2 protein-coding genes are annotated in these 1,147 nt (G+C 64.4%); one reads left to right on the plus strand and one right to left on the minus strand.

Annotated elements, in window-relative coordinates:
* The coding region (locus tag BQ7477_RS12630) for a variant leucine-rich repeat-containing protein (protein ID WP_478209471.1) at positions 1-407 on the plus strand (407 nt) is incomplete at its 5' end.
* A 131-nt stretch (positions 408-538) separates the two neighbouring features.
* Here the strand turns inward: BQ7477_RS12630 and BQ7477_RS10855 are convergent.
* Positions 539-820 carry a hypothetical protein gene (locus tag BQ7477_RS10855; protein WP_073983903.1) on the minus strand — a complete coding sequence of 94 codons (282 nt, stop codon included), beginning with the start codon at positions 818-820 and terminating at the stop codon, positions 539-541.
* Between the last annotated feature and the right edge of the window lie 327 nt (positions 821-1,147).

Here is a 1,147-nt window from a genome sequence, read left to right on the forward strand (position 1 = left end):
CCCACCGCCCCGTCTCGATCGGCCCGCTTCCATCACCCACTGCCGCCGCCCCGGTGAACCAGCCGATCTCAATCGGCCCACTCGCCACCTCCGCGTCCGACGCTGCGCCCACCCCACAACAGGCAACGGAACCCCCCGCCCCGCAGCCGCCCTCACAGGAGTCGCAACCCCCGTCGCCAGCCGACGGGGCGACCGCGCCGGAGGATAACGACCCGGACATGACGCGAGCGACGCCCTCCTCCGCCAGCAGGTTCACGATTGCCGACGCCATCGACCCGGAAACCCCGTGGGACGTTCAGGCGGAGATCGCCCGCACGAGGCCGGACCTGTGGGCGACCCTGTCGAAGAACCCCTCCCTGTACCCGGATCTTCGGGCCTGGCTCGACCGCCATATCACCAACGAGTAGGTCTGTGGCCAACGCGCGAGGCCCGACGAGTGTGGGGGCCGCCCAATTGGGCGGCCCCCACACTCACGTTCGCGTCCTTACCCGCACTCCGTCGTGGGCGAGGGACCCACATGCGCGAAGGTAGGCGACGTTTATCCGTTGATTTCACGAATCTTGGACTGATCGTTACCCACCGTCACGCAGAAGAGTTTCGCTGAGCTCCTCGCAAGCGTAATCTCAGCGTTTGACGGTTTTTTTCCCTTCTCTGACAAAAGGGCTTTGACTGCGTCCTGTTGATCGTCGGAGGACATCGCCATGTACTCCTTGCAGGTCGTGTCGCCGCCCTTGGTCGTCGTCGCCCCAGAGCAACCCGTCAGTGAAACCGCAACCATGACGGCGGCGACTGCGCCGACCGTCTTGCTCCATCGTGTCATGTCAGACTCCTGATGTCTATGTCGTGGATTGATAGAAAGACCCTTCGGCCCTCTCCAGTATGCACCCACCCACACCCCAGACTGTCACAAATATCACAAGTAATACATGGTAACCATGTATTACTTCATGTACTCCCAACAGCGCCCGCGGCCCCGGATGCTAGTCGCCCTCCTCCCCCACCTCGACGGCGCCCTCCTTCGCCTCCACGACAGCCAACCCCGCATCGGTGAGGATCGTCGCCGCCCACGGCCTGCCCGCAGGACAGGCACGCACAACCACACGCCCAGCCCCGGCCTCGTCAAGGGCAGCGACGGCACGCTCGACGA

The sequence above is a fragment of the Actinomyces bouchesdurhonensis genome (genome assembly GCF_900128465.1).
Classification (GTDB): Bacteria; Actinomycetota; Actinomycetes; order Actinomycetales; family Actinomycetaceae; genus Pauljensenia; species Pauljensenia bouchesdurhonensis.